This window comes from Aquimixticola soesokkakensis (assembly GCF_900172375.1).
GTDB classification, from domain to species: Bacteria; Pseudomonadota; Alphaproteobacteria; order Rhodobacterales; family Rhodobacteraceae; genus Aquimixticola; species Aquimixticola soesokkakensis.
This window is the reverse complement of record NZ_FWFS01000001.1, coordinates 74,148-91,591: the sequence shown is the minus strand read 5'-3', so window position 1 is coordinate 91,591 and position 17,444 is coordinate 74,148. Positions and strand designations below refer to the sequence as shown.

The 17,444-nt window shown below is 61.0% G+C and carries 18 protein-coding genes; 14 read left to right on the top strand and 4 right to left on the bottom strand.

Features of this window, described 5'->3' with window-relative positions; translation table 11 throughout:
• The first annotated feature begins 47 nt into the window (after window positions 1-47).
• From AQS8620_RS00425 to AQS8620_RS00415, 3 genes are all read left to right on the top strand, one after another.
• Window positions 48-1,898 carry an ABC transporter ATP-binding protein gene (locus AQS8620_RS00425; RefSeq protein ID WP_085834854.1) on the top strand — a complete coding sequence of 617 codons (1,851 nt, stop codon included), beginning with the start codon at window positions 48-50 and terminating at the stop codon, window positions 1,896-1,898.
• Window positions 1,895-3,109, top strand: coding sequence for a class I SAM-dependent RNA methyltransferase (locus tag AQS8620_RS00420; RefSeq protein WP_085834853.1), 1,215 nt, complete (start codon window positions 1,895-1,897; stop codon window positions 3,107-3,109). Before AQS8620_RS00425 ends, AQS8620_RS00420 begins: the two co-directional genes overlap by 4 nt.
• Window positions 3,110-3,201: 92 nt before the next feature.
• Window positions 3,202-3,696 (top strand): L,D-transpeptidase family protein, encoded by a 495-nt coding sequence (locus AQS8620_RS00415; RefSeq protein ID WP_085834852.1) that lies wholly within the window; start codon window positions 3,202-3,204, stop codon window positions 3,694-3,696.
• A 57-nt stretch (window positions 3,697-3,753) separates the two neighbouring features.
• Here AQS8620_RS00415 and dalA read toward each other — a convergent pair whose 3' ends face one another.
• A complete protein-coding gene (dalA, locus tag AQS8620_RS00410) occupies window positions 3,754-4,302 on the bottom strand; it encodes a divisome-associated lipoprotein DalA (RefSeq protein WP_085834851.1) in 549 nt (182 codons plus the stop codon).
• Window positions 4,303-4,473: 171 nt separating this feature from the next.
• On the opposite strand from dalA, the gene AQS8620_RS00405 reads away from it, so the two are divergent.
• Both AQS8620_RS00405 and AQS8620_RS00400 read left to right on the top strand, forming a co-directional pair.
• Complete coding sequence (locus tag AQS8620_RS00405; RefSeq protein WP_085834850.1) at window positions 4,474-5,091, top strand: L,D-transpeptidase; 618 nt, start codon at window positions 4,474-4,476, stop codon at window positions 5,089-5,091.
• 135 nt (window positions 5,092-5,226) lie between these two features.
• Window positions 5,227-5,409 (top strand): hypothetical protein, encoded by a 183-nt coding sequence (locus AQS8620_RS00400; protein ID WP_085834849.1) that lies wholly within the window; start codon window positions 5,227-5,229, stop codon window positions 5,407-5,409.
• A 90-nt stretch (window positions 5,410-5,499) separates the two neighbouring features.
• Here AQS8620_RS00400 and hemH read toward each other — a convergent pair whose 3' ends face one another.
• Window positions 5,500-6,585, bottom strand: a complete 1,086-nt coding sequence (gene hemH, locus AQS8620_RS00395) for a ferrochelatase (RefSeq protein ID WP_085834848.1) — start codon at window positions 6,583-6,585, stop codon at window positions 5,500-5,502.
• A gap of 37 nt (window positions 6,586-6,622) precedes the next feature.
• Window positions 6,623-7,483, bottom strand: a complete 861-nt coding sequence (locus AQS8620_RS00390; RefSeq protein ID WP_085834847.1) for a methyltransferase domain-containing protein — start codon at window positions 7,481-7,483, stop codon at window positions 6,623-6,625.
• A 75-nt stretch (window positions 7,484-7,558) separates the two neighbouring features.
• Between AQS8620_RS00390 and AQS8620_RS00385 the strand changes: the two genes are divergently transcribed.
• Genes AQS8620_RS00385 through AQS8620_RS00370 form a run of 4 tightly spaced genes read left to right on the top strand, consistent with a single transcriptional unit; the run spans window position 7,559 to window position 9,894 of the window.
• Window positions 7,559-8,287 (top strand): ComF family protein, encoded by a 729-nt coding sequence (locus tag AQS8620_RS00385; protein ID WP_085834846.1) that lies wholly within the window; start codon window positions 7,559-7,561, stop codon window positions 8,285-8,287.
• A 60-nt stretch (window positions 8,288-8,347) separates the two neighbouring features.
• Entirely contained in the window at window positions 8,348-8,605 is a 258-nt protein-coding gene (gene grxC / locus AQS8620_RS00380) for a glutaredoxin 3 (RefSeq protein WP_085835328.1), read from the top strand.
• A gap of 9 nt (window positions 8,606-8,614) precedes the next feature.
• On the top strand, window positions 8,615-9,457 hold the full coding sequence (locus tag AQS8620_RS00375; RefSeq protein ID WP_085834845.1) for a carbon-nitrogen hydrolase family protein: 843 nt from the start codon (window positions 8,615-8,617) through the stop codon (window positions 9,455-9,457).
• Window positions 9,454-9,894, top strand: coding sequence for a MarR family winged helix-turn-helix transcriptional regulator (locus AQS8620_RS00370; protein WP_085834844.1), 441 nt, complete (start codon window positions 9,454-9,456; stop codon window positions 9,892-9,894). Before AQS8620_RS00375 ends, AQS8620_RS00370 begins: the two co-directional genes overlap by 4 nt.
• On the opposite strand, the gene ubiG is transcribed toward AQS8620_RS00370, so the two are convergent.
• Window positions 9,891-10,670, bottom strand: a complete 780-nt coding sequence (gene ubiG, locus AQS8620_RS00365; protein ID WP_085834843.1) for a bifunctional 2-polyprenyl-6-hydroxyphenol methylase/3-demethylubiquinol 3-O-methyltransferase UbiG — start codon at window positions 10,668-10,670, stop codon at window positions 9,891-9,893. The two genes, AQS8620_RS00370 and ubiG, sit on opposite strands and share 4 nt — an antisense overlap.
• A 63-nt stretch (window positions 10,671-10,733) precedes the next feature.
• On the opposite strand from ubiG, the gene pip reads away from it, so the two are divergent.
• The 5 genes from pip (at window position 10,734) to infB (ending at window position 17,309) form a co-directional block, all read left to right on the top strand.
• Entirely contained in the window at window positions 10,734-11,711 is a 978-nt protein-coding gene (gene pip / locus AQS8620_RS00360) for a prolyl aminopeptidase (RefSeq protein ID WP_085834842.1), read from the top strand.
• A 204-nt stretch (window positions 11,712-11,915) separates the two neighbouring features.
• Entirely contained in the window at window positions 11,916-12,527 is a 612-nt protein-coding gene (gene rimP / locus AQS8620_RS00355) for a ribosome maturation factor RimP (RefSeq protein WP_085834841.1), read from the top strand.
• A gap of 5 nt (window positions 12,528-12,532) precedes the next feature.
• Window positions 12,533-14,140, top strand: coding sequence for a transcription termination factor NusA (gene nusA, locus AQS8620_RS00350; RefSeq protein WP_085835327.1), 1,608 nt, complete (start codon window positions 12,533-12,535; stop codon window positions 14,138-14,140).
• Window positions 14,141-14,166: 26 nt separating this feature from the next.
• Window positions 14,167-14,799: an RNA-binding protein gene (locus AQS8620_RS00345; protein ID WP_085834840.1), complete on the top strand. Its 633-nt coding sequence runs from the start codon at window positions 14,167-14,169 to the stop codon at window positions 14,797-14,799.
• Window positions 14,796-17,309 (top strand): translation initiation factor IF-2, encoded by a 2,514-nt coding sequence (infB, locus tag AQS8620_RS00340; protein ID WP_085834839.1) that lies wholly within the window; start codon window positions 14,796-14,798, stop codon window positions 17,307-17,309. The genes AQS8620_RS00345 and infB overlap by 4 nt, the downstream gene beginning before the upstream one ends.
• Window positions 17,310-17,444: the final 135 nt, after the last annotated feature.

Genomic DNA, 17,444 nt, shown 5'->3' with positions numbered 1-17,444 from the left:
TCTCTTGATGCCTTCTGATCGCACCTTTGTGACAGAGCCCGCTTGGAATGAAAATTATGGCCGACCTCCAGATTATTGACCCCTATCAACCTGCCATCGGCGCCCCGCCCCGCAGCCTTTTGAAGTTTTTCAGATGGTGCCTTGCGGGGGCCTGGCGGCTTTTGGGCTTGTCGATTGCCACCTCCGCCGCTGTCGGGCTGGTCGAAGTGCTGTCGGCCTATCTTTTGGGGCGCATCATCGACGTCGCGAGCGATCAGGGTCCGCTTGCGATTTTCACCAGCCACTGGGGCGTCGCGGCAGGATTTTTGGCGTTTTACATCCTGTTGCGCCCCTTCGTGATTGCGGGGGATGCCGCTGTCGGGTCGATGTATCTGCAACCCAATCTGATGCCCTTGGTGCTGTCGCGGCTGCACCGCTACACCCTGGGGCAATCGGTGCCGTTCTTCGACAATGATTTTGCCGGACGCATCAGTCAAAAACAGATGCAGGTTGCCCGCGCGATGACCGAGATTTGTAGCGAAGGCACGGGAACCATTGTTTTTGTCGTGTCCACGGTGCTTGGCTCCATCGGGTTGATCGCGGCGATTGACGGGCGGATCACGGCGGTGCTGGTGATCTGGCTGATCGCCTATGTGTTTTTGATCCGCTATTTTCTGCCGCGCATTCGGGTCCGTGCCGAAGCGCGGGCCGAAACGCGGTCGGTTATTTCGGGAGTGGTGGTCGATACGATCACCAATATCAAAACGGTCAAATTGTTCGCTCATGACGCGTTCGAGGATCGCACGGCCCTTCAATCCATGGAGAAATTTCGCCTCAGTGCGGTGGATTTCGGAAAAACCACCGCGATTTTCCGGTTTCTTTTGATGTCGCTGGCGGGGATTTTGCCGGTCGTGCTGGTGCTTGGCACGGTCATCGTCTGGGTGCAGGGCGGTGCAACGGCGGGCGCGGTGGCGACGGCGGGCGCGGTCGGCATCCGCATCGCGCAGCTCACGGGCCGGTTTTCGGGGACGCTGATGCAAATCTCCGGTTTTGTCGGCGAGGTCGAGAACGGTATGGACACGCTGGCCGTGCCGCATGCGCTGGTGGATGCGCCCGATGCCGTGGCGTTGAAACGGGCCGACAGCATCCGCTTTGAGGGCGTGAGCTTTGCCTACGGGCGGGACAGCGGCGGCATCCAGTCCCTCGACCTCGACATCAAAGCGGGCGAGCGGATCGGCATTGTTGGCGCCTCCGGTGCGGGGAAATCGACCCTCGTGGCGCTGTTGCTGCGTCTCTACGATCCTGAAAACGGGGTGATTCGCATCGGCGGGCAGGACATCCGTCACGTGACACAGGAAAGCCTGCGCCAGTCCATCGCGATGGTCACGCAGGAGACGGCAATGTTCAACCGCACCGCGCGCGAGAATATCGCCTACGGGCAGCCGGATGCGGATGAGGCGCGCATTATCGCAGCCGCCAAACAGGCCGAGGCGCATGATTTTATTCTCGAGCTTGAGGATCACCGCGGACGCTTGGGCTATGAGGCGCGGCTGGGGGAGCGGGGGGTGAAATTGTCCGGCGGCCAGCGCCAGCGCATCGCCATCGCGCGCGCCTTTATCAAGGATGCGCCGATTTTGGTGCTCGACGAGGCAACGTCAGCGCTGGACAGCGAGGTGGAGGCAGAGATACAGACCGCGCTTGAGACGGCGATGCAGGGCAAAACCGTTCTGGCCATCGCGCACCGCTTGTCGACGCTGATCCAGATGGATCGCATCATCGTGCTGGAGCGTGGCCGGATCGCAGAGCAGGGCAGTCACGCGGAGCTTTTGGCGCTGGATGGCGTCTACGCCCGCTACTGGAAACGCCAGTCCGGCGGTTTCATCGGATTGGATGCGGCAGAGGAAAAGGCAGCAGAATGAGCGAATTGGTGATCGAACGGCTGGGCCATTTGGGCGACGGGATTGCGAAAGGTCCGGTGTTTGTGCCGCTCACGCTTCCGGGCGAATTGGTCGCGGGCGAGGTCACCGGCGATCGCATGGAGACTCCGCGGATTCTGCGCCCCTCCGAAGATCGCGTCAGCGCGCCGTGTCGGCATTTTCGCGCCTGCGGGGGCTGTTCGTTGCAGCATGCCTCCGATCCGTTTGTCGCCAGCTGGAAATCCGATGTGGTGCGCGCGGCCCTTTCGGCGCATGGGATCGACATCGCGGTGGCGCGCATCGACACCTCGCCAGAGCGGTCGCGCCGGCGGGCGGTGTTTTCCGGTCGGCGCACGAAAAAAGGCGTGCTGGTTGGTCTGCATGGCCGTGCGTCCGGCACGATCGTGGAGGTTCCCGATTGCCGCATCATGTCGCCCGCAATCATGGCCGCCTTGCCAGCCCTTGAGGCGCTGGTGGCCGCAGGGGCATCGCGCAAGGCGGAAATGTCGCTTGCCGTGATTGAAACCGAACGCGGGGCTGATGTGGCTGTGCGCGGTGGCAAGCCCCTGGATCAGGCGCTGCGCATCGGTCTGTCGGAAGTGGTGGGAACATTCGGCCTTACGCGTCTGTATTGGGATGGCGAGCAAATCGCGCAGGACGCGCCGATCCAGCGGTTTGGCCGTGCAACGGTGATCCCGCCTGCGGGCGCGTTCTTGCAGGCGACACATGAGGGCGAGGCGGCTTTGCTGGCCTATGTGCGGCAGGCCGTGGGCAAATCCAAAAAGATCGCCGATCTGTTTGCGGGATGCGGCACATTTTCCCTGCCTCTGGCCGAGGGCGCCGAAATCCACGCGGTCGAAAGCGAGGCCGCGATGTTGAGCGCGCTGGATCGCGGTTGGCGTGCCGCGCCGGGCCTCAAGCTGGTCACCACAGAGGCGCGCGATCTGTTCCGCCGCCCGCTGCTGCCCGATGAGCTGGATAAATTCAACGCCGTGGTTCTTGATCCGCCGCGCGCGGGATGCGAAGCGCAGGTCGAAGAGCTGGCGCACAGCAAGGTGTCCAAAGTCGTGTCCGTGTCCTGCAATCCCGTGACCTTCGCGCGCGACAGCAAGATCCTGATCGACGCGGGCTACAGCATCTCGGATCTGATCGTCGTCGATCAATTCCGCTGGTCCCCGCATATCGAGGCGGCAGCGACGTTCACAAGGCTGTGAACGGGGGGCGAGAGTTTTCCTTCCGTCAGCGCCCCGATTTGAGGTATAGAGCTACAAAGCCCGAATGGGCGTCATAACACGGGCAGTGTTTCATGTTGAACAAACGGACCTTTCTTGCGGGGATCGCCCTTGCTGCGCTTTCGGCATGTGGGCGGCGGATCAAACCCTACTACGGGCCTCAGGTCACACGGTTGGTGATCTACAAGGAAAAGCGTCGGCTTTACATCCTGCACGGGGCCGAGGTGATCAAGGAATACAAGATCGGTCTGGGTGGCAATCCTGTGGGCGCCAAGCAGTTCGTCGGCGATGGCAAAACGCCCGAGGGCAGCTATTTCATCGACCGGCGCAATCCCAATTCTGCCTATCACCTGTCGATCGGGATTTCGTATCCCAACAAGGAAGACGTGGCCCGCGCAGCAGCGCTCGGTCAAAATCCGGGCGGGGATATTTTCATCCACGGCCAAGCCAACAAACATCTGGGTTTGGGCAACGACTGGACAGCGGGCTGTATCGCCGTGACCGATGCGGAGATCGAGGAAATCTATGCGATGGTGCCTTTGGGCGTGCAGATCGACATCTGGCCGTAGCTTGCAAAACGAAAAGGGGCCGATTGGCCCCTTTTTTGAGGCTTTGAGCGGCTTCGCTTATTGCGCGAGGGCCATGGTTTGCGTCACGCCGGAGGGGCCACCCAGAACGAGCGTCCACCAGATTTTGCCGCTGGCTTCTTGATACCACGCAAAGCCAAGGTCGGTTGCGTTGCGATCCAGGATGATCGAGCGCGTATCGGGCGCTTGCATCCAAGCCGATAGCGTTTCCAGTTCGGTCTCGTAGGTTTCGGAAATATTTTCGCCCAGCATCACACCCGCATAGCCTGCGCGGCGCACGCGATCGATGGGCGACGAGCCGTCAGAGCCAAAGTGCCATGGACGGTTTTGCACCGACATATCGCGCGAATGGGTCGCGGCGGCGGCGTTCAGTTGCGCGTTCAGTTGCACGGGGGGCGCACCTGCCGACTGGCGCAACACGTTCACCGAATCGAGCATCCGGTATTCGATCGCAGCAGAATCACGATCATTGATTTTGTAGAGTCTGGGCAGGGGCTTGCCGTCGGTGCCAACGAGAGGGGCCGAGGGTGTGCCACAGGCCGCAAGCGCCAAGAGGCCAACCGAAAGCAGATAGGAAAAACGCGTCATCTTGGGTCCTTTGGACAAAACTTTCCCATTTGCCTAGCGCGAAAGTGGCGGCGGAGCAAATGGGATCGGGATCACAATTGCCGGATTGACGTTAGTTTGATTTGCGAGAGGGTCTGCAAGGGAGTAAAGGCTGACGTATCTGTGATCTGAGTTTACATCGGAGTTACCGCAATGGCACCTGCGCCCAAATCCCTCGACCGCCGCGCCTTTCTGGCTGCGACAACCCTGACCGGTGTTGGTCTGGCGACGCCCGCCTTGGCGCAGGTCAGCGGCGAAACCACCGCCGCCAATTCCACCGAGATGGACTCCGAATTGAACGCGACGATCCGGCACAACATTTCGTCCTTTCGCTCGCTCGAATGGCAGCCCTATTTCAGCTCGCTCAAAAACGGGGCCGTGCTGGTCGATATCACCTCGCGCGCGCTGCACTACTGGTCCGAGGACGGGCTGACCTACAAATTGTTCCCGACCTCTGTGCCGTTGACGGATGATCTGACGCGGCGCGGGCGCACGGAAATCATCCGCAAGGTCGAAGGCCCAAGCTGGTCGCCCACACCGGCGATGCGCATTCGCAATCCCGAATGGCCGGAATTCGTCGGCCCCGGCCCCAACAATCCGTTGGGCACACACGCGCTTTACCTGAGCTGGCAATATTACCGAATCCACGGCACCCATGACACGCGCAAGATCGGGCGTCGGTCGTCCAACGGCTGTATCGGACTCTATAACGAGCATATCGCGCAGCTTTTCGGATTGGCCAAAGTGGGCACACAAGTGTTGCTAATTTGACGACAACCTCTGTGCAGTTGCGCCTAAAACCCGTGCAAATGTTTGCAATTATTTTTCGCTGGCTCATATAAAATCGTACGAACTCATCATTTTCCGCCTCGAATCGTACGAGTGCGGGTGTCTTGGAGGACTATTATGAAAAAGCTCGCCGCCGCCGCTCTGTTCTCGGTTGCCGCATCGTCCGCCTTTGCTGGTGGCTATGAAGCACCTGTCATGGAAGCTCCGGTTATCATCGAAGAAACGGCCGCCTCGTCCGCAGGTGGCTATGTTGTTCCGCTGTTGATCGTGGCCCTCGTTGCCGCGGCAATGTCGAACTAAGCCACGCTTTCCAGCGACAAGATCGAAAAGAGCGGTGCCGCAAGACACCGCTCTTTTTCTATGGAATTGCGGGGGATTGCGGCCCGTGGCCTAGATCCAGCCGCGCAGATTGTCGTCGATGATCCGCGCCAGGGCGTCGATATGGGCGGGGGTGTCGTTGAGGCAGGGCACATAGGTGAACTGGGTGCCGCCCGCGTGCTCGAAGCTTTCGCGGATTTCCTCGTTGATTTCTTCGAGGGTCTCGATGCAATCGGCAGAAAAGGCGGGGGCGATCACGGCAATCTTCTTGTTGCCCGCTTGAGCTTGACGCGCGACCTCTTCGACGGTGTAGGGCTGAAGCCAGTCCTCGGGGCCGAATTTCGACTGGAAGGTCGTGATGATCTGGCTGTTGTCCCAGCCAAGGCGTTCTTTGAGAAGACGTGTGGTTTTGTGACATTGGCAGTGATAGGGATCACCGTTTTCCAGCAAATACCGCTCCGGCAGACCGTGGTAGGAACACACCAGAATGTCGGGTTTATCCGCCGTTTTTGCATAGGCCTGCTCGACGCTTTGCGCCAGCGCGTCGATATATTGCGCATCGTCAAAATACGGCGCAACGGTGCGCGCGGCAGGTTGCCAGCTTTCGTCCATCAGCGCGCGGAAAAACGCATCGTTTGCGGTGGCGATCGTGGCCCCCGCGTATTGCGGATAGAGCGGGAAAAACAGGATCTTGGTGCAGCCCTGTTCCACCATCTTGCGCACCTTCGATTTGGTCGACGGATTGCCGTAACGCATGCAGTAATCAACCATCACTTTGCCGCCATAGGCCGCGTTCAGCTTGGTGCTCAAGGCGGCGGTCTGGTCTTTCGTGATTGTGGCAAGCGGGCTTTCGTTGGCCTCGTTGTTCCAGATCGACGCATAGGCTTTGCCCGATTTTTGCGGGCGGATCGACAGGATGATGCCTTGCAGAATCGGTTGCCATTTCCACGCGGGATAGTCGATCACCCGTTTGTCGGACAGGAATTCGCTAAGATACCGGCGCATGGACCAGTAATCCGTGCCGTCGGGTGTGCCGAGGTTTGCCAGAAGAACCCCGATTTTTTGCTTTGGAACGCGCGGGTGGTCATCAGCCGCATGCGCTGGGCAAGTCGCATCAAGGGCAGATGAGTCGAGGCGTTTGGGCGGCGTGGTGGGCATGGTTGTCCTCGGTCTTTTGCGTCGCATGTGGGCGTTGTTACGGGGTTTGGCGGGTATTTGGATCACTTTTGGGCAAGGTCAACTCGCGGGTGCCAAGTGCATCCGCGAGGCGCGCCTGCGCCGATCCCGGCCGCAGAGGTTTTTGCTGGCTCTCGTCGGGCGCCCAAGCCGTGAGAAACACCAGATCAAAGGTTGCCGCGATGCGCGCCGGATTGCTTGGCGCGGGGAAGCGGCTTTGGTAGAGGGCGGCGGCCTGCGCAAAAAGGGCACGTGGCGTCGCGCGGCGCAGGCGGGCCGCCAGCGCATTGGTTTCCCCCATCGCGCGCAGGTCGCGCATCAGATCGAACAGCGAGGCATAGGAAACGTTGCGCGGCGACAGATCAGCCACGGGCAAGGCAAAGCCCGCACGCTGCAACAAGCCGCCAAGGTCGCGAATTTCGCCCATCGGCACAACGCGCGGCGAAAGCCCGCCGCTGATGGCCACCTCTGTTTCTGCAAGAGTGCTGCGCAGCTCGTGAAGCGTTTGCCCGCCAAAACAGGCCGCGATCAACAGACCGTCCGGGCGCAGAGCGCGGCGCGCTTGCACCAGCTGGCCAACGGGATCGTTTGCCCAATGCAGGCTGAGGGCATGGATCACCAGATCGAATTGTCCCTGCGCCAGCGCCAGATGGTCCTCGTCGGGGACAATCACCGCATTCGGGAAGCTTTCGCGCCATGCTTCGGGAAAACCGGTGACGATGGCGACATCGGTAAACGCTTTGTTAACCATCATGAGGCGATCCTCGACCTCGGTGCGCGCCTCCTCGTGCAAAAACAGCGCAAGGCCGCGCTTTCGGGCGCGGTTGCGGGCATGTTCCAGCCGCGGGCGATCAGTCAGGTCAGGGGGGCGCGTTGTCATAATGGCACAGGTATCGGCTAGGGCAGGGGCGTCATCGTCGCATCTTGCCCCCTATCTAGGAGGAGGAGCGCGGGAATGCAAAGCTTTGGCCTGACCTCCCTCATGCGACTTATTTACCCGCCCGCTTGTGTTGCCTGTGACGCGGTGGTCGCGCAAGACAATGCGCTTTGCGGCGCGTGTTGGGCGCAGATGCCCTTTGTGAACGGGATGGTGTGTGAGGGCTGTGGCGTGCCCTTGGTCGGGGAGGCCCGCGCGGGGGATCTATGCGACGCCTGCCTGCAGACGCCGCGCAACTGGGGCCGGGGGCGGGCTGCGCTGGTCTACCGTGATTTGGGACGGCAAATGGTGCTGCGGCTCAAACATGGCGACCGGATGGATCTGGCCGTGCCTGCGGGAGTCTGGCTGACCCGCGCGGCCAAACCGCTGATCCGGCCCGATACGCTTGTGGCGCCCGTGCCACTTCACTGGGTGCGGTTTGCACAGCGTGGCTACAACCAATCGGCTTTGCTTGCGCAGCAGGTGGCCCGTCTGGAGGCGGCGCAATTCTGTCCCGATCTGTTGCAGCGCCCGCGTGCCACGGCGGTGATGCACGGGATGTCTGCGCAGGACCGCTTTACCAACGTCAGCGGTGCCTTCATTGCTCACCCCAAACGCAAGGCGCTGCTCAAGGGGCGTTCGGTTTTGCTGGTCGATGATGTTTTGACCTCGGGGGCCACTTTGGAGGCGGCAACGCAGGTCTGCCTGGAAGGCGGGGCCGCGCGTGTCGATATTGTTGTGCTGGCGCGCGTTGCGAAGGACGCCTGAAGTCCTATAGTTGCGCGCAAGGCGATCCGCACTGCGGCGGATGGCAACAAGGATATGAACATGCAAACTGTCACTCTTTATACCACGCCGACCTGCCCCTATTGCGTGGCTGCGAAACGTCTTTTGGCCAAGAAGGGCGTCGAATTCAGCGAAATCGACGTTTCTGCCGACCCCGACCTGCGGGTCGCCATGACCAAACGGGCCAACGGCGTGCGCACCGTGCCGCAGATTTTCATCGGTGACGCCCATGTCGGCGGCTGCGATGATCTCTATGCGCTGGACGAGGCGGGCAAGCTTGATCCGCTGTTGGCGGGGTAAGGCGGCCCGATGCCCAAGGCTGCGCTGATCACCCTGAATGCGGGCGATGACCCGTTGGCTAACCTTCCCGTCACCTGCGATCTGATCGAACAGGCCGCAGGGGCGGGCGCGCAGTTTGTGCTCACCCCCGAGGTCACGAATTGCGTATCGACCGCGCGTGCCCGGCAAGAGGCCGTCTTGCACCTGGAGGCGCAGGACCCCACGCTTGCAGCGCTGCGAGGGGTGGCGCAAGCGCAGGGCATCTGGCTGTTGATCGGATCGCTTGCCCTGAAAACCGGCGAGACCGACGGGCGGTTTGCCAATCGCTCTTTCCTGATTTCCCCCGACGGAGAGATCGCGGCGCGTTACGACAAAATCCACATGTTCGACGTGAGCGTCAGCGAAACGGAAACCTATTTCGAGAGCAAAGGCTATCGTCCGGGCACGCAGGCCAGCGTCACAAATACGCCGATGGGGCGGATCGGGATGACGATTTGCTACGACGTCCGGTTTCCCGCGCTCTATCGCGCCCTGGCGCAGGGTGGCGCGCAGATCATCACCGTGCCTGCCGCCTTTTCGCCGGTGACGGGCGCGGCCCATTGGGAGGTGTTGCTGCGCGCGCGCGCGATCGAATGCGGGACGTGGATCTTTGCACCAGCGCAAAGCGGCACGCATAAAATCACAACGGGCAAACCGCGTGCCACCTATGGACATTCGCTGGTGGTTGCCCCATGGGGCGAGGTGGTCGCTGACGGGGGGACGCAGACGGGTGTCACCCTGTTTGATTACGACCTGTCCGCTGTCGATGAGGCGCGCGCGCGCGTGCCCTCGCTGACCCATGACCGTCCGTTTGACCTAAGGCCCGTGCAATGAGCTCTTCCAACGACCCGCTGGCGATTGCGCTGTTTTCCGAGATTTTCATGGCGGATCAATTGGCACGCAACCGCCTGAGCAAGGCCCTGCCCAAGGGCATGGAGATCAGCCATTTCTCGGTTTTGAACCATCTGGCGCGCGCTGGTGAAGAGCGCGCTCCGGCGCAATTGGCGCGCGCGTTTCACGTGACACGCGGCGCGATGACCAACACGCTCAGCAAGCTGGAATGGGCCGGCCATATCCACGTGCGTCCCGATTGGGACGACGCGCGGCGCAAATTCGTGTCGATTTCGCCCGCGGGGCGGCGCGCGCGTGATCTGGCCCTTGAAGCCATCGCGCCGATCATCGGTGAAACCGTGGATGCGCTGGGCAGCGAACGTGTGCGCGCGGTGCTGCCCGTGCTGCGCGAGTTGCGGATGCGACTGGAAAGCGATTAGGCGCTTTCGGGCCGCTCTTGAGCCGGTTTGGTCGAGGCTGTGACATAGTTCACACTGAGATCGCGCGCCGACAGCGACCACGACCAGCCCAGCGGATTGAACACAAACCCCTTGCGATCGACAGGCGTAAGGCCGGCCGTCTCGATCAGGGCGAACAATTCGTCGGGCGTGATGAATTTCGACCACTCATGCGTGCCGCGCGGCAGCCAGCGCATGACCACTTCGGCCCCGAAAATCGCCATGCCATAGCTTTTGGCGGTGCGATTGAGCGTCGAGCAGACCATCAGCCCGCCGGGTTTCAAAAGCTGCTGGCAGGCGGTCAGATAGGCCTGCGGATCGGCGACATGTTCGACCACTTCCATGTTCAGCACGACATCGAATTGCTCGCCTGCTTCGGCCAGCGCCTCGGCGGTGGTGTGACGGTAGTCGATGGTCAGGCCCGATTGATCGGCGTGAACCTGCGCCACGGGAATATTGCCCGCCGCTGCATCCGCGCCAACCACGGTCGCGCCCAAGCGCGCCATCGGCTCGGACAAAAGCCCCCCGCCACAGCCGATATCCAGCAGGCGCAGGCCGCTGAAGGGGGTGTCATCGCTCAGATCCCGTGCGAATTCCGTCGCGATCTGGGCGCAGATGTAATCCAGACGGCAGGGATTGAGCATGTGCAGCGGCTTGAATTTGCCCTTCGGGTCCCACCATTCCGCCGCCATCGCTTCGAATTTTGCGACTTCGGCGGGGTCGATTGTGGTCTGGGCAGTCGTTTGAGCGGTTTCCATTTTCTTTCCCCTGTGGTCAATTCCCCGATGAAATGGGCCCTGTCGCCCCTATATAGGATCGGTATGGACAAGGTCTCGGGTCAAAAAAGCGCATCGCAATTTCTCTATCCGCAAATCGCGGCATATGACAGCCGTATGCTGGATGTGGGTGACGGCCACTCGATTTATGTCGAGCAATGCGGCAACCCCGAGGGTCTGCCGGTGGTCGTGCTGCATGGTGGCCCCGGAGGCGGATGCAGCCCGTCAATGCGGCGCTATTTTGATCCCGAAAAATATCGTGTCATCCTGTTTGACCAGCGCGGCTGCGGGCGCTCGCGCCCGACGGCCAGTGTCGAGGCCAACACAACGTGGCACCTTGTGGGGGATATCGAAACCATCCGCGAGACGCTGGGAATCGCCAAATGGCTGGTGTTTGGCGGAAGCTGGGGGGCAACCCTGTCGCTGATCTATGCGCAAACCCATCCCGAGCGGGCGCTGGGCCTGATCCTGCGCGGCGTCTTCTTGATGACGCAGAGCGAGCTGGATTGGTTCTATGGCGGTGGCGCAGGGCGGTTCTGGCCCGACACGTGGGGAAATTTCACCCGTCTGGTGCCCCAGGACGAGCAGGACGACCTGATCGCAGCCTATCACAAGCGGCTGTTCTCGGGCGATCTGTCGCAAGAAATCCGGTTCGGGCGGGCTTGGGCGAGCTGGGAAAACGGGCTTGCCTCGATTGAAAGTGACGGTCTGGGCGGCGAAGCTCCCGCCGATTACGCGCGCACCTTTGCGCGGCTGGAGAACCACTATTTCACCCACAAGGGGTTTCTGGAGGTCGACGGCCAGATCTTGCGCGATATCGACAGGATCGCGCATGTGCCGGGGCTGATCGTGCAGGGGCGCTATGATATGATCTGCCCGCCGCTGTCGGCCTATCGCCTGCACAAGGCCTGGGCGCGCTCGGAGTTGCGCATGGTGGGGCGTGCGGGCCATGCCCTGTCGGAGGTGGGGATCACCCGCGAGCTGGTGGCCGCGACCGACCGTTTTGCGCGCGCGCTGGTCTAGGGGTTTTCCTGGCAGGACCCGCTCTGCGCGCTGCCTGTCGCAAAGACCTTGCAGACTCAGGCGAAACCGCCTATATCGCCTCTCAACAGCGGCGCGTCGGTGTAACACCGAAGCCCACCGGGAAATATCAACGGGCCGCGCGCCCGTTTTTTTGTGCTTTTTCCAGAGCACGGAATTGATCGAATTCTGAACCATAGGCCCTGCATGTCCGAGCTGATCGCTAAAACCGCTATCGACCGCCGCCTCGCGGAAATCGTCGGCCCAGTCATTGAGGACATGGGGTTCGAGTTGGTGCGTGTGCGCCTGATGTCCTCGACGAAGTCCAAGACGCTGCAAATCATGGCCGAACGCCCCGATGGCGGCATCGAAGTCGATGAATGCGCCGAGATTTCTACCGCCGTCTCTGCTATTCTCGACGTGGAAGACCCCGTTGAAGACGAATATACGCTTGAAGTGTCCAGCCCCGGGATCGACCGTCCGCTGACGCGCATGAAAGATTTCGCAACCTTCGAAGGCTACGAGGCCCGCATCGAAACGACCGAGATGATTGATGGCCGTCGCCGCTTCAAAGGCGAACTTGCGGGCGTTGAGGGCGACGAGGTGTTGATCAACATCGAAGAGGGCACGGTCGGGCTGCATTTCGACTGGCTGTCCGACGCCAAACTTATTCTGACCGACGATCTGATCCGCGAGATGCTCAAGCAGCGCAAGGACAACGGTCAGATCGACGAAAGCCAATTCGACGCTGTCGAAGAGGAACTTGATAGCGATGAGTCCGATGACTCTGACACCAAAAACGAATCCCAAAAGGACTGATGACAATGGCAATCACGTCTGCAAACCAGCTCGAGCTGCTGCAAACCGCCGAGGCTGTTGCCCGCGAGAAGATGATCGACCCCGGTCTGGTTGTCGAAGCGATGGAGGAAAGCCTCGCGCGCGCCGCCAAGTCGCGCTACGGCTCGGAAATGGACATTCGCGTCCACATCGACCGCAAAACCGGTCGCGCCACCTTCACCCGTGTGCGCACCGTCGTCGAGGATGACCTGCTGGAAAACTATCAGGCCGAATTGACTGTCGAACAGGCCAAGCAATACCTTGCAGAGCCTGCCGTTGGTGACGAGATCACCGACGAGGTGCCCCCCGTTGAAATGGGCCGCATCGCCGCGCAATCCGCCAAGCAGGTTATCTTGCAAAAGGTGCGTGAAGCCGAACGCGACCGCCAGTTCGAAGAATTCCAGGACCGTGCCGGCACGATCATCAACGGCACGATCAAGCGCGAAGAATACGGTAATCTCATCGTCGATATCGGTCGCGGCGAGGGCATTTTGCGCCGCAACGAAAAGATCGGTCGCGAAAGCTACCGTCCCAACGATCGTGTGCGCTGCTATATCAAGGACGTGCGCCGCGAAGCCCGGGGCCCGCAGATTTTCCTGTCGCGTACCGATCCGCAGTTCATGGCCGAGCTGTTCAAGATGGAAGTGCCCGAGATTTACGATGGCATCATCGAAATCAAGGCGGTCGCCCGTGATCCCGGCTCGCGTGCCAAGATCGCGGTGATCTCCAACGACAACTCGATTGATCCGGTCGGCGCCTGCGTCGGGATGCGCGGCAGCCGTGTTCAGGCTGTTGTCAACGAACTTCAGGGCGAGAAAATCGACATCATTCCGTGGAATGAGGACATGCCGACTTTCCTCGTGAACGCGTTGCAGCCCGCCGAGGTGACCAAGGTCGTGCTTGACGACGACGCCGAGCGCATCGAGGTTGTGGTGCCCGACGAGCAACTGTCGCTGGCGATTGGCCGTCGTGGTCAGAACGTGCGCCTTGCGTCGCAGTTGACGGGTCTGGACATCGACATCCTGACGGAATCCGAAGAATCCGAGCGTCGCCAGAAAGAATTCGCGGCCCGCACGCAATTGTTCATGGACAAGCTGGATCTGGACGAATTCTTTGCCCAGCTTCTGGTGTCCGAAGGCTTCACCAACCTCGAAGAAGTCGCCTATGTCGATGTCGAGGAATTGCTGGTGATCGACGGTGTCGATGCGGATACGGCTGGCGAATTGCAGGCCCGCGCCCGCGATGTTCTCGAAGAAGCCAACCGCAAGGCGATGGAACATGCCCGCGAATTGGGTGTTGTTGACAGTCTGGTTGAATTCGACGGGCTGACACCCCAAATGATCGAGGCCCTCGCGCTGGATGGGGTGAAATCGCTTGAAGATTTCGCCACCTGCGCCGACTGGGAATTGGCCGGTGGCTGGACCACGGTGAATGGCGAGCGCATCAAGGACGAAGGTGTGCTTGAGAAATTCGAAGTGTCCCTTGAAGAAGCCCAACAGCTTGTCATGACCGCACGCATCCAGCTGGGCTGGGTCGATCCGGCCGAACTTGAAACCGAAGCCGAAGACACCGGCGAAGAAGAGGCCGAGGCCTGATTTCAGGGCTCGGGTAAGGTGGTCCGATGACCCGTGGTGGCCGGACGAAAAACGAGGATGAGGCAGAGCGTCGTTGCATTGTGACGCGCGATGCCGAACCCAAGCGGGGTCTCATCCGCTTTGTGGTCGGACCGGAGGGCCAGTTGGTCCCCGATCTGAATGAGAAACTGCCCGGACGTGGGATCTGGGTATCTGCGGATCGCGGTGCATTGGAAGAGGCGGTCAAAAAGAACCTCTTTTCCAAAGTGGCGCGAACCGATGTGAAGATTGCGGACGATTTCGTCAACCTCGTCGAGGCGGGGATTGCGGATCGTCTCGTGCATCTGGTGTCACTGGCGCGCAAGGCCGGTGACGCTGTATGCGGGTTCGAAAAGGTGAAGGGCTGGTTGGCGGATGGCTACGCGAAAGTGTTGCTACAGGCCTCTGACGGGTCGGAACGCGGCAAGGGCAAATTGTGGACGCCTGAGGGCGGTCGCTGGTTCGGCTGCCTCACGGGCGCTGAATTGGGTTTGGCTTTCGGCCGCGAAAGTGTGATACATGGCGCGCTCCGCGCTGGTGGACTCGGCAACCGTGTTGTAGAGGAAGCCTCGCGTTTGACAGGCGTGCGAGAGATGAGCGGTGGGGATAAGCCCGCCGGAAAGGGTAAGACGACCAGATGAGCGATACAGACGGCAAAAAACCTCTCGGCCTTGGTGGCGGAAACCGGTCGGGTTCCGTGAAGCAGAGCTTCTCCCACGGGCGGACGAAGAGTGTTGTTGTGGAAACGAAACGCAAGCGCGTTGTCGTTCCCAAGCCGGGTGCCTCCAAAGCCGGCGGCGGAACTTCCGCGGCCCTTGGCGACCCCTCGAAACGTCCCGCAGGCATTTCCGACGCGGAAATGGAGCGCCGCCTGAAGGCGCTGCAAGCGGCCAAAGCCAACGAGGCCGAGGAAGCTGCGAAACGGGCTGCCGACGAAAAGCAACGCGAAGAAGAGCGTGCGCAACGTCGGGCTGACCTTGAAGCAAAAGAACGCGAAGAGCGTGAGCGCGAAGAAGCTTTGAAGGCGAAAGCTGAAGAAGAAGCACGCGCCAAGCAAGAAGCGGAAGACGCGAAAAAACGCGAAGCACAGGCGCGCAGCAAACCTGCCGCCGCCGCCGCGCCCGAGGCCCCGGCACCCGGGTCCGACCAGCCCTCGGGCAAGGTCGACCGTGCGCCGTCGAAAACCGCGACTCCCGCGCGCCGCGACCGCGACGATGACAACAAGAAACGCAATGCAGGGGGCGATAACCGTCGCTCCGGCAAGCTGACTGTGAACCAGGCGCTCAACGGTGGTGAAGGCGGGCGTCAGCGCTCGATGGCCGCGATGAAGCGCAAACAGGAACGCATGCGTCAGAAAGCCATGGGTGGCACGCAAGAGCGCGAAAAGGTTGTGCGCGACGTGCAGGTTCCCGAAACCATTTTGGTCGGCGAACTGGCCAACCGGATGGCCGAACGCTCGGCGGATGTGGTCAAAGCGCTCATGAAAATGGGCATGATGGTCACGCAGAACCAATCCATCGACGCCGATACTGCAGAACTGATCGTCGAGGAGTTCGGTCACCGCATGCAGCGCGTGTCGGATGCCGACGTTGAACAAGTGATCGAACAGGACGCCGATGCGCCCGAAGATCTTGTGTCGCGCCCGCCGGTGATCACCATCATGGGCCACGTTGACCACGGCAAAACCTCGCTGCTGGATGCGATCCGCAAGACAAAAGTGGTCTCCGGCGAAGCGGGCGGCATCACGCAGCACATCGGGGCCTATCAGGTCACGACCGAAAGCGGTGCCGTGCTGTCCTTCCTCGACACGCCCGGTCACGCGGCGTTCACATCGATGCGTGCCCGTGGTGCGCAGGTGACGGACATCGTGGTGCTGGTGGTTGCTGCCGACGATGCGGTCATGCCGCAAACGATCGAAGCAATCGCTCACGCGAAAGCGGCGAAAGTGCCGATGATCGTGGCGATCAACAAATGCGACAAACCCGATGCGGATGCGCAGAAAGTGCGCACCGATCTTCTTCAACACGAGGTGATCGTTGAGGAAATGTCGGGTGACGTTCAGGACGTTGAAGTCTCTGCCAAAACCGGCAAGGGCCTGGATGAACTGCTCGAAGCCATCGCGCTTCAGTCCGAGATCCTCGAATTGAAAGCCAACCCCAAGCGCGCAGCGCAGGGTGCGGTGATCGAAGCCCAGCTGGATGTGGGACGTGGCCCTGTGGCAACCGTTCTGGTGCAAACCGGTACGCTCAAGCGCGGCGATATTTTCGTTGTGGGCGAGCAGTGGGGGAAAGTCCGTGCCTTGGTCAACGACCGTGGCGAGCGTGTCGACGAAGCTGGCCCCTCGGTGCCTGTCGAGGTTCTTGGCCTCAACGGCACCCCCGAAGCGGGCGATGTGCTGAACGTGGTTGAAACCGAAGCGCAGGCGCGTGAAATCGCGGAATACCGTGAACAAGCCGCCAAAGACAAACGCGCCGCGGCCGGTGCCGCGACCACGCTGGATCAGATGATGGCAAAAGCGAAAGCCGACCAGACGGTCGCCGAGCTGCCCATCGTGATGAAAGCCGACGTGCAGGGCTCTGCCGAAGCGATCGTGCAGGCGGTCGAGAAAATCGGCAACGACGAGGTGCGCGTGCGCGTGCTGCACTACGGCGTGGGCGCGATCACCGAAAGCGACATCGGCCTTGCCGAAGCGTCGGGCTGTCCGGTTATCGGCTTTAACGTCCGTGCGAACGCACCGGCGCGCAATGCCGCCAACCAGAAGGGCGTCGAAATTCGCTACTATTCGGTGATTTACGACCTTGTGGATGACATCAAGGCGGCTGCGTCCGGCCTGCTCTCTGCGGAAATCCGCGAGAACTTCATCGGCTATGCGAACATCAAAGAGGTGTTCAAGGTTACCGGTGTCGGCAAGGTTGCAGGTTGCTTGGTCACCGAAGGTGTGGCGCGCCGCTCTGCGGGTGTGCGCTTGCTGCGCGACAACGTTGTGATCCACGAAGGCACGCTGAAAACGCTCAAGCGCTTCAAAGACGAAGTCAAAGAGGTCCAGTCTGGTCAGGAATGCGGTATGGCCTTCGAAGCCTATGACGACATTCGCCCCGACGATGTGATCGAGATCTTCGAGCGCGAGGAAGTTGAACGCTCCCTGACGTAACCGTCATCCGGATCTGAAGAAATTAAAGCGGCAGGGCTGGTCCCTGCCGCTTTTTGTTTGCGACAGAGGCTGATCCGGCGATCCAGCGCGACGCTATGGTTTGGGGGGCTGAACTTAGGTAAGCCTGAACTTGGG

Bases quoted from the DNA above. Each gene is read 5' to 3' on its own strand.
- AQS8620_RS00345 (WP_085834840.1), top strand. From the start codon at position 14,167: ATGACCCGTGGTGGCCGGACGAAAAACGAGGATGAGGCAGAGCGTCGT.
- AQS8620_RS00370 (WP_085834844.1), top strand. From the start codon at position 9,454: ATGAGCTCTTCCAACGACCCGCTGGCGATTGCGCTGTTTTCCGAGATT.
- ubiG (WP_085834843.1), bottom strand. From the start codon at position 10,670: ATGGAAACCGCTCAAACGACTGCCCAGACCACAATCGACCCCGCCGAA.
- AQS8620_RS00415 (WP_085834852.1), top strand. From the start codon at position 3,202: ATGTTGAACAAACGGACCTTTCTTGCGGGGATCGCCCTTGCTGCGCTT.
- AQS8620_RS00425 (WP_085834854.1), top strand. From the start codon at position 48: ATGAAAATTATGGCCGACCTCCAGATTATTGACCCCTATCAACCTGCC.
- infB (WP_085834839.1), top strand. From the start codon at position 14,796: ATGAGCGATACAGACGGCAAAAAACCTCTCGGCCTTGGTGGCGGAAAC.
- nusA (WP_085835327.1), top strand. From the start codon at position 12,533: ATGGCAATCACGTCTGCAAACCAGCTCGAGCTGCTGCAAACCGCCGAG.
- AQS8620_RS00400 (WP_085834849.1), top strand. From the start codon at position 5,227: ATGAAAAAGCTCGCCGCCGCCGCTCTGTTCTCGGTTGCCGCATCGTCC.
- AQS8620_RS00385 (WP_085834846.1), top strand. From the start codon at position 7,559: ATGCAAAGCTTTGGCCTGACCTCCCTCATGCGACTTATTTACCCGCCC.
- AQS8620_RS00390 (WP_085834847.1), bottom strand. From the start codon at position 7,483: ATGACAACGCGCCCCCCTGACCTGACTGATCGCCCGCGGCTGGAACAT.
- AQS8620_RS00405 (WP_085834850.1), top strand. From the start codon at position 4,474: ATGGCACCTGCGCCCAAATCCCTCGACCGCCGCGCCTTTCTGGCTGCG.
- AQS8620_RS00420 (WP_085834853.1), top strand. From the start codon at position 1,895: ATGAGCGAATTGGTGATCGAACGGCTGGGCCATTTGGGCGACGGGATT.
- hemH (WP_085834848.1), bottom strand. From the start codon at position 6,585: ATGCCCACCACGCCGCCCAAACGCCTCGACTCATCTGCCCTTGATGCG.
- rimP (WP_085834841.1), top strand. From the start codon at position 11,916: ATGTCCGAGCTGATCGCTAAAACCGCTATCGACCGCCGCCTCGCGGAA.
- grxC (WP_085835328.1), top strand. From the start codon at position 8,348: ATGCAAACTGTCACTCTTTATACCACGCCGACCTGCCCCTATTGCGTG.
- pip (WP_085834842.1), top strand. From the start codon at position 10,734: ATGGACAAGGTCTCGGGTCAAAAAAGCGCATCGCAATTTCTCTATCCG.
- dalA (WP_085834851.1), bottom strand. From the start codon at position 4,302: ATGACGCGTTTTTCCTATCTGCTTTCGGTTGGCCTCTTGGCGCTTGCG.
- AQS8620_RS00375 (WP_085834845.1), top strand. From the start codon at position 8,615: ATGCCCAAGGCTGCGCTGATCACCCTGAATGCGGGCGATGACCCGTTG.